Raw genomic sequence first — 9682 nt, forward strand, 5'->3', positions numbered from 1 at the left:
GGGTGCGCCTTTCTCATATCGTATGACACGGAGGTATTACGGCGTGTCGATGGTGCATTTCTTGACTGCTTCCCAGATGAACGCGCCCATTTCCGGGGAGTAGATGTCGCTGTGCGCGCCGCCGCCTGTCCCCGGAACGTTGCGGAAGGTGATCTTCGACGCATCCACCAGTGTCACCTTGTTGCAGACAGGAAGGCCTGTTATGGGGATGCCGTTCTTTTCCAGAGTCGTGGTGTTGAATTTGTCTTTCGGCAATATCCATCCTTTTTTCGGGAGGGAGAGGTCTTCTTTCATTGTTCCGCTCTCTACTGCGGCAAATGTTCGGTAAGCGCCAATGTAGTATTTGTTAAAGAACTTCGAAGGACCGTCCGTGGCCCAATCATATTGGGAGGAGGTGTAATAACTGTGCTCCACGATTTCCGGGAAGAACCAGAGATGCCATGCCTGGTTCTTGTTGAGGAAACGCTTGGCACTGAATGCGCCTTCCAGTCCGACGACAAGATCGATCTTGGCTGGATTGTCCGTGACAAGGTACCCGCTGTCAGCCGCACGGGTAACGAGAAGCGCGCCAAGGCTGTGGCCTACCAGAACAATGCTGATAGGGTCTTTGCCCATGGCTTGCTGCTCCTTCTTGATGGAGCCAATGACATCCTGAACAATGAGATTGGCGATGGATGCTCCCAGTTCATCTGCGTCATCCACCATGGTGGGGTAGTCGCTGGCTGAACCGATGAGCCCTCGTTTGTCGGGCCAGAAGGATGGCCATGTCATGCAGACCACAACAGGACGGAAACTGTTGCCGAAGTATCCTTCCTGCTCGGCCTTGGTTTTGATGTGGTTGTAGAAGGCGGTGAAATTGGCCAGCGCCTCCCACTGGGGCGTGTTCCAGCCCATGGAGAAAAAGAAGACATGGGTTGCCTGTTCGCTTTCTATCTTGTCCCTGAGTTGCTTTTTGAGAGACAGGATAAAACTCCACCCCTGATTGTAGAGGTCGTAGTTGGTATACGGCGGTGCAGTCTCTTTGTGAGCGCACTGGGTGCCATACACATTATAGATGAGTTTGGCGTTGCCGGCCTGCCCGTCATAGCTGGCTGCGTGCGTCGGCAGGTGCGACTTGAAATCCTTGGTCAGGTCCCAGCCGTGGCCGAAGAGCCGTTCGATCCATCTGGCCACATCTGGTTTGTCGTTGTACTTGTCGCTGCCCGTTTTCAGACACGGGGCCGAGGGATCGGGGCAGGTGCCAAAAGTCGGTTCCCCGACAACTTTCTTGCGGGCCTTTTCTACGCCGATGAAGAAGCTGGGGAAGTCGAGTTGGAAATAATCCGGCTTGATGACCATGTAGTGAAAGATATCACTGGTATCGAGACGCTCGGTCATCAGGTTGAAGCGTGTGTCCGCCGTGGGGAGTGTTTTGACGGAAGCGCTTTTCGTGCAGCCGGCAAAGGCTGTGAAGACACAAAGAAGAACCAATAGAATACGCATATCTCCTCCTTGTTTGGAGGAGATAGTAGCAGGAAAATAGAAAAATATGAATTTCTATATTTAGTTTACTATTCTTGTGTTGCCTTGAAGCGTTTGGCGTCCCCGTTCTGCCATTTTTCCACGTCTTTCCAGAACTCTCGGCTCGGGATGACGGTCCAGCCGTTGCCGAGTTTCAGGTTCACCACGGATTCCTTGGTGATGACGCCGAGGTTGACGGCAGTGCCGCCGGGGTATTTCTTGATGATGGCCTTGAGCGCACCGAGGTGGTCATCCGTGGTGTTGTTTTCACCAATCCACAGGGACACGGGCTTGTCGGAGCCGTGGACCGCGTCGGCCAGGAACATCACCTTTTCGCCGAGAATCTTGGCGACCTTGGGCGCGCCTTCGATCTGCTCTTCGCGGATATCGATCTTGCCCTCGATGAAGAGGGGACGGTCTGCGCGGACCAGTTCAGCAGCTTCTTCCCAGAGATTGGGCAGCATGGTGATCTCGCCGGAGGTGGTGAGGTCTTCACCTACACAGAAGGCCATGGGATCACCCTTGCGGGTCAGGATCTGGCGGAAGTCGGGGATGATAACCGCCACGCGTACCTGTGAGCCGTTGGGGATGGACTTGCACTCGTCCAGGGTCTGGATACTGAGGCGCTTCATGTCGTGGCGGTAGGCCAGCAACGGGTGGCCGGACAGGAAGAAACCGAGCACGTCCTTTTCCAGCTGGAGCTTTTCGCGGTCGTCCATCTCCTCGCACATGGAGCAGGTGGGTGTGGCCGCGCTGGCCTGATCGTCGCCGCCGCCGAGCATACCCAGCATGTTGATCATGCCGGAGTCTTTTTCCTTGGCCTTTTTCTGGCCCAGTGCCACGGCCTTTTCCAAGTCTTCCAGCAGGGCGGCGCGGGAGCAGTTGAAGCAGTCCATAGCGCCCGCTTTGATGAGGGACTCCAAAACACGCTTGGTTACGCGGCGCAGGTTGACGCGCTCGCAGAACTCGAAAATATCCTTGAACGGACCGTTTTCTTTGCGTTCGGCAACGATCTCGTCAATAGCCTCTTCACCGACGTTCTTGATGGCGGCCATGGCAAAGAAGATCTTGCCGTCCTGTACCGAAAAGCGGGCCATGCCGACGTTGATGTCCGGCTGCTTGACCTCGATCTCCATATCACGACAGGCGTTGACGTACATGATGATCTTTTCGGTGTTGTTCATTTCGGTGGACATCAGGGCGGCCATGAACTCTACCGGGAAGTGCGCCTTGAGATAGGCGGTGTGGTAGGAGATCAGCGCGTAGGCGGCGGAGTGCGATTTGTTGAAGCCGTATGCCGCGAACTTCTCCATGGTGTCGAAGATTTCATTGGCGGTCTTGTCCGGAATCTTGTTCTCGCGTGCACCTTCGAGGAAGCGGGAGCGCTGCTTCGCCATCTCCTCGGCGATCTTCTTACCCATTGCACGACGCAGCAAGTCACCTTCACCCAGCGAGTAGTTGGCGATGGTCATTGCCGTGGCCATGACCTGCTCCTGATAAACCATGACGCCGTAGGTCGGCTTCAGGGTCTCTTCAAGAGACGGGTGCGGGTAGGTGACTTCGATGTCGCCGTGCTTACGCATAATGAATTCGTCAACCATGGACACGCCATGGGAGCCGATCATGCCCAGCGGACCCGGGCGGTACAGGGCGAGCATGGCGACGATATCTTCAAAACAGTCCGGGCGGAGCATGCGGAGATACTTGCGCATACCGGATGATTCCACCTGGAAGATACCATCGGTGTCGCCCATGGCGAAAATTTCGTAGGTGGCCTTGTCGTCCATGCCGAGGGTGTCGAGGTCGGGCGCTTCCTTGCCCTGATCGCGGATGATGTCGAGGCAGTCCTCGATAACGGTCATGGTCCTGAGACCCAGGAAGTCGAACTTGATCAAGCCCGCTTTTTCGACCTTTTTCATGTCGAACTGGGTCACAATTTCGCCCTTCTTACCTTTGTAGAGGGGCAGGTAGTAGGTCATGGGCTTGTCGGAGATGACAACACCCGCCGCGTGGGTGGATGCGTGTCGGCACAGACCTTCCAGACGGGTGGAAATATCGATGAGCTTTTCGATCTTGGGATCGGTGGCCACCATGTCGCCGAGCTCGACCACGCCTTTGACTGCGTTGGGCACATTGATCTTGCATTTTTCAACGCCCATCAGCTTGGCGAGTACGGCGGGATCGTCCGGTACCAGCTTGGCGATCTTGTCGGTCTCGCCAAAGGGAATGCCGAGGGCGCGACCAACGTCCTTGATGACCGCCTTGGTCTTCATGGTGCCGAAGGTGGTGATCTGCGCCACGCGGTCGTGGCCGTACTTGTCGGCGCAGTATTTCACGACCTCCAGACGACGGCGTTCGCAGAAGTCGACGTCGATATCAGGCATGGAGACACGTTCCACGTTGAGGAAACGTTCGAACAGCAGATCGTACGGGAGCGGGTCGAGGTTGGTGATCTTGAGCGCCCAGGCGACAATGGAACCGGCTGCGGAACCACGACCCGGTCCGACTGGAATACGGTTGTCCTTGGCCCAGTTGATGAAGTCCTGAACGATGAGGAAGTAAGCCGGGAAGCCCATCTCGATGATGACGCCCAGCTCGTAGTCGAGGCGGTCCCAGTAGACCTGCTCGTCCACCTCATAGGTGATCATGTCGAGGCGCTTGCGCAGACCTTCCTTGCACAGCTTGATGAATTCCTCGTCCAGATCGGCCACGCCTTCGGACAGCTCGTACTCGGGGAAATAATAGTTACCCAGCTCGATCTCCACGTTGCATCGCTCGGCAATGCGCTGGGTGTTGGCGATGGCCTCGGGCACGTGGGCAAAGGCCTGCTCCATCTCCTCAGGCGTCTTGTAATAGAGATCCTTGGTGTCCATGCGGAAGCGTTTTTCCGCGTCCACCGTGGTCTGGGTCTGGATGCAGAGCAGGGTGTCGTGGGCTTCGTAGTCTTCGGCGGTCAGGTAGTGGCAGTCGTTGGTGGCTACCAGCGGCAGGCCGGTCTTTTCGGCGCACTGGATGAGCAGGTCGTTGAGGCGTACCTGTTCGCCGATGCCGTTTTCCTGCAGCTCCAGATAGAAGTCACCGGGAAAGATGGATTCATAGGTCTTGGCCATCTCCACGCCTGCGTCCATGCCCTCGTTCATGAGCTTCTTGGGCACCTCGCCGCCGAGACAGGCGGACAGGGCAATGAGGCCCTCGGAGTATTGGTTGAGCAGGTATTTGGAGACGCGCGGCTTGTAGTAGAAACCGTTCAGGTATCCTTCGGAGACGATCTTGATGAGGTTTTTGTAGCCGCGCTGGTTCTTGGCCAGCAACACGAGGTGGTAGCCGGTTCTGTTTTTCTTCAGGTGGGCTTCTTCGTCGTCTATGTCGCCCTCGGCAACGTAGACCTCACAGCCGATGATGGGCTTGATGCCCATGTCCTTGGCCGCCATGTAAAAGGTCACGGCTCCGTACATGGAGCCGTGGTCGGTGATGGCCACGGCAGGCATGCCCAGGTCTTTGGTCCTGGAGAGCAGGTCTTTGATTCGGATGGCGCCGTCAAGCAGGCTGTATTCTGTATGGACGTGAAGATGGACGAATTCGGCCACGGATTAACCTCGTTGAAATGTTCAAAAGCAAGACCTCAACCTATACTGAAAAGCGGGGAGCAAGAAAAGTCGTGATTGGGGCCTATTCGTGCTCGATTCGGGTAGCTCGCTAAAATGTCTGACTAATTTTATTTTATGGCCGTTGAGGTGTATGGCAGCAATTGCGGATAGTCAATTATTCCGTTGCAATAAGATGAATGGGATTGACCCGTCGTAGTCTCCGGTTTAGGGTGCGCGGTAAGAATTGAAAGAGTGGGAGTCTGTGGCGGACCAAGGGAGCAGGTATGGCGGAAGCAGCAGCCGTTCAGTCGAACGAGCGGGTTGTCAAAGACATCATCAACGCCAAGAGCGTCAGCACGTTTTTCCAGCCGGTGGTCTCGGTTCTTACCAAGTCCATCGTCGGGTTTGAGGCTTTTTCACGCGGAGGGGCAGGGGCGTGTACCATTGCTCCGGCCATGCTCTTTCACGACGAGCTTCCTCCAGATGTCAAACTGGACGTTGATCGTTTGTGCCGGGAAAAGGCGTTGAGCCAGTTTCGTGGCATTCATCAGAATCACAAAGAATTGTTGATCTATCTGAACATCAATTCCGACATCCTCCCTCATGTGGATCTCAGCGAAGAAAAGCTGACCGCACAGGTCTCTGTTGCTGGCATCAAGCCCGCCAATGTGGTGATTGAAACCTCCATGTGCTCCAAGCATGTTGATCTGGTTGCAGCGCTTCGAGAGAAGTTCAGTGGGCTTGCTTTCAAGATCTGTCTGGATGACTGCTCAGTAGACGATCCCTTCAGTCATATGATTTCACGAATCAAGCCGCATTTCGTGAAAGTAAATCGATCTTTTTTCAGCAACGACGAGCGTAAGGACTATTCCGCCAAGACGCTGGAGGCCCTTTGCAAGCTCGCCGACCGCATGGGCGCATCGGTCATTGCTCAGGGTGTGGAGAATGAGGAGGAGTCCCTTCGCCTGCTCGCGGCGGGTGTCCACTTGCAGCAGGGTTACTATTACACCAAGGACGAGAACGACAAGACCGGCGATCCGGCGAAAATGTTCTTTCGGAAGATCATCGATACCCACGAGAAATTCAAGATCTTCAAGCGGGAGATGGTACGACGCAGGAAGGAGAGCTTCAGTAACACCTTCAAAAGCGTAGCATCTCTTTGCGCCAAATTTTCAAATATGCCCGAGAACCGTTTTGGTGATGCCTGCAAAACGCTGGTGCACAACGCGGACGGTGTCATCTCCATGTTCGTGCTCGATAATGACGGCATACAGATCACTGACCGTTCCCATGTGCGCACTTCTACGGCCAACGCCGTGGCCGACTCCATCCTCGGCACTCACAAGGGCGCGGAGCATTCCGTGTTCGATTACGTCATGTATCTTGATATGGGCTACGAGAAGTTCGTCTCGCCCACATTTTCTTCTCCCTACACGGGGCAGGATGCCTGCATCATCAGCAAGCCCTTCTTCAACAAGGAAGGGTTGCGCTACATGATATGCATTGAGATGCCGTATCCCGGGTAGCGGCTTGAAACAGCGGCGTATCTGCTGCGTTGTCGTATACAATTGCACTACTCTCCCAAGCCTTGCGGCAGGAGGGAAGAGAGGAGTTGTGAACATCGTTCGTTTGAGCGGCTATCTTATTGACAATTCCCTTTGAAAAAGGTCCATTGTAGCGGTGTAATCCTCTGTATCGTTGGAGAATTTAGTGGACGTGTTTGGTGATGTCGGAACATATCTGTGGCTGCGGCTGCCGTTGATCCTGCTCTTTGGGGGCGGATATCTGGTGTACCGCCTTATGGCGGCCACGCGGTTGACCGATGCCTTTGTGTCGTGGGCACTTCGTCGCAGCGGCGGGGGCGGTCCCATGCTCATCCTCTACATCATCGGTGCCTCGGCAGTTCTCTCATCCTTCATCCCCAATACCATTACCGTGCTGACATTACTCCCGGTCCTGAAACGGTTGGATAACGGTTTTCGCGCCCAGGGTGTGGAAGGCATGACCACTGTATTGATGTGCTCCGCCATCTATGGCGCGGCCATTGGCGGCATGGGATCCATGATCGGTTCGCCCGCCAACGCCATTCTGTTCGGCGCGCTCGACCTGTTTGAGGTGGCGGGGCGCGAGCAGATCACGTTCTTCAATTGGTTCCTGTGGTCCGTGCCGTTGGTCGTCATGTTCGTGCTGGTCGCTTGGGGTGTGGCGGCCGGGCTGGGCGTGCCTCGTACTGCACGCGGCGTCAGTGTTCATCTGGATTGTATCGGCGATACCTGTGAAGTGACTGAGCGACAGCACTACGGCTCGCGTCTGTTCTGGATTTACATGGCATACTGGGTGCTGGAGTCTGTGGCTCGGCAGGCGATTCCCGGTTTCGAGTCTATCTCGCCCATGGTCTGTTTGGGCTTCACGGTCCTGTTTCTCTGGCTGGTCTTTGTTCGCAGTGCGCCCACGTCATCCTTTGCGAGTGGCCCGTTGCTCACACCGGGCGACATGATCAAAGGGGTGCCAAGGCGCGGATTGATCTTCATGTTGGTACTTGCCGCACTGTTCGCAGTGGTTCACTGGCTCAAGCTGGATGAAAAGCTGGTGGTCATGGCCGGGATGCTGTTGCAGGGTGACATGCCCGGTCTGCTGCTCTTTTTCCTGACCGTATTGGCCGTGATCTTCCTGACGGAAATTCTCTCCAACACCGCTGTGGTGGCGGCGTTCTTTACCATCGCTTTTTATGCTGCGCAGGGTCACGGCATGGCCCCGCTCTACCTGATGATGGGCGTGAGTGTAGCTTCCACCTGTGCCTTCATGACCCCGGTGGCGACGCCTACCAATGCACTGGCCTTTGGCGAAATGCGTGGGGCATCCCTCAGGCGTATGCTCGCTTTGGGATTCGTTCTGAATGTGGCCGGGGCAGCACTGCTGACCGGTTGGCTGAGTTGGGTGTTGCCGCGCGTGTATTAGCGGGCGAACATCTTGCGGATATCCAGTGAGTACTGGATGTTGCGGAGCGCCCATCCCTTCTTTGTCTTGTAGTAGATGAATTCGAACATCATGGGTTTGGAGTCAAAGAAGAGGGCGTAACGGAACCGGACCATGGTGGTGCCCGCCTTTTGAACAAGCAGTCTTTCATATCCATACGGATTGCCGCTTTTCTTGGCGAGGCGGTATACTTCGAACTTGAGCTTTTCCAGCACTTCTTTTGTGTGCCCCTTACCAAAAAGCACTTTGAACGAGTCTTCAAATTTGCCGTTGACCATCAGCGTCAGGCCCTGTTCGATGTGCGTTTGCGGAGAATCTGCTTTCCACTCTGCAGGCGGTAGCGTGTCTTGTGCCGCCATGACTGGCGCGGCAAGAGAGAGCATGGCGAGGGTGACGAATATGGTCAGAAAGTGGCGCATGGAAGCTCCTTATGGTTTGGGCAAAGCTATTCTTCGGACGAACTCTGGTCAAGGTAGGCTGCAACTTCCTCTCGGAGTCTCTCCTTGGTAACGGGCTTGGTTACATAGCCATTGCAACCAGTCTCCTTGCAACGGTCCTCGGTCTCCTTGATGGCATGGGCAGTGACCGCAACGATAGGTTTTGCCTCCAGCCCGTTGTCCTGCTCATATTGACGGATGGCTTCGGTCGTCTCGAATCCGTCCATGCCCGGCATCTCAATGTCCATGAGAATCAGATCATAGGGCGCTGCCCGGTACATCTCCAACGCCTGCTCCCCGCTTTCAGCCATGTGCAACTGGTATTCTGTACCTTTGAGAAAGAGGCTGAAGAGCAGTCGGTTGCGCTCGTCATCTTCCACCAGCAGAACGCGTCCGGAGTTTTGCCTATGGGGTTTTTGCTCGTCGGGTTCTTCCACAGGTTCGGCAGGGGCTTTGTTGTCGGGGTCCACTGTCACCTGTGCGGAGAGGATGAACTTGCTTCCCTTTCCTTCAGTGCTGTGCACCGTCAATGAGCCTCCCATCAACTGGGCCAGATTGCGACTGATGGAGAGGCCGAGCCCCGACCCCCCGTACATGCGGGAGGTAGATCCGTCGGCCTGGATGAATCGTTCAAAGATATCCTTCTGCTTATGTTCGGAGATGCCGATCCCGGTGTCCGTCACGGTGAGGGTTACGGTCAGTATGTCTGCGCCGTCAGGCTGGGTGTGCCGTTTCAAAATGCGAGTGCGGACAATGATGGAACCTGTGTCGGTAAATTTGATGGCATTGTCGAGCAGATTCACGATGATCTGCTTGAGTGCCGTGGGGTCGCCAATGACTCTGCCGGGGGTGGTCGAATCTATGATGCAATCAAGGACGAGCCCCTTGTCTGCCGCCTCAATGGAAAACACCTTGCAGGTGTCAGTTATCAGTGCATGCAGACTGAAAGAGGTGGCGTCGAGCCGGAATTTACCTTCTTCGATTTTGGAGATGTCGAGGACCGAACTGACAAGCTCACGCAGATGGCGGCCCGCGCTCTGATAGATGGAAAGCAGTCGGCGTTGTTCTGTCGACAGCTTGGTCTCGGACAGGAGTTCTCCAGCGCCCAGAATCGCGTTCATGGGCGTGCGAATCTCATGGCTCATGCGGGCAAGGAACTGGGTCTTGGCCTTGTCTGCGATC

At 55.5% G+C, this 9682-nt stretch carries 6 protein-coding genes (1 of these 6 running past the window's edge); 2 read left to right on the forward strand and 4 right to left on the reverse strand.

What is annotated here, in order from left to right; genetic code table 11:
• Positions 1-36 precede the first annotated feature (36 nt).
• Positions 37-1482, reverse strand: a complete 1446-nt coding sequence (locus tag HFN16_RS08790) for an alpha/beta fold hydrolase (RefSeq protein WP_168890400.1) — start codon at positions 1480-1482, stop codon at positions 37-39.
• Positions 1483-1550: 68 nt separating this feature from the next.
• Complete coding sequence (gene dnaE / locus HFN16_RS08795; protein WP_168890401.1) at positions 1551-5087, reverse strand: DNA polymerase III subunit alpha; 3537 nt, start codon at positions 5085-5087, stop codon at positions 1551-1553.
• Positions 5088-5371: 284 nt separating this feature from the next.
• Between dnaE and HFN16_RS08800 the strand changes: the two genes are divergently transcribed.
• Positions 5372-6613 carry an EAL domain-containing protein gene (locus tag HFN16_RS08800; RefSeq protein ID WP_168890402.1) on the forward strand — a complete coding sequence of 414 codons (1242 nt, stop codon included), beginning with the start codon at positions 5372-5374 and terminating at the stop codon, positions 6611-6613.
• Positions 6614-6797: 184 nt separating this feature from the next.
• Entirely contained in the window at positions 6798-8045 is a 1248-nt protein-coding gene (locus tag HFN16_RS08805) for an SLC13 family permease (RefSeq protein ID WP_168890403.1), read from the forward strand.
• On the opposite strand, the gene HFN16_RS08810 is transcribed toward HFN16_RS08805, so the two are convergent.
• Complete coding sequence (locus tag HFN16_RS08810; protein WP_168890404.1) at positions 8042-8482, reverse strand: hypothetical protein; 441 nt, start codon at positions 8480-8482, stop codon at positions 8042-8044. The two genes, HFN16_RS08805 and HFN16_RS08810, sit on opposite strands and share 4 nt — an antisense overlap.
• Before the next feature lie 26 nt (positions 8483-8508).
• A protein-coding gene (locus tag HFN16_RS08815) for a hybrid sensor histidine kinase/response regulator (protein ID WP_168890405.1) crosses the window boundary here: on the reverse strand, positions 8509-9682 show its 3' portion. 1118 nt of this gene lie beyond the right edge of the window; 1174 of the gene's 2292 nt are visible here — the last part of the coding sequence; its start codon lies off the right edge, out of view; the stop codon is at positions 8509-8511.

This window comes from Pseudodesulfovibrio sp. zrk46 (assembly GCF_012516435.1).
Lineage (GTDB): Bacteria > Desulfobacterota > Desulfovibrionia > Desulfovibrionales > Desulfovibrionaceae > Pseudodesulfovibrio.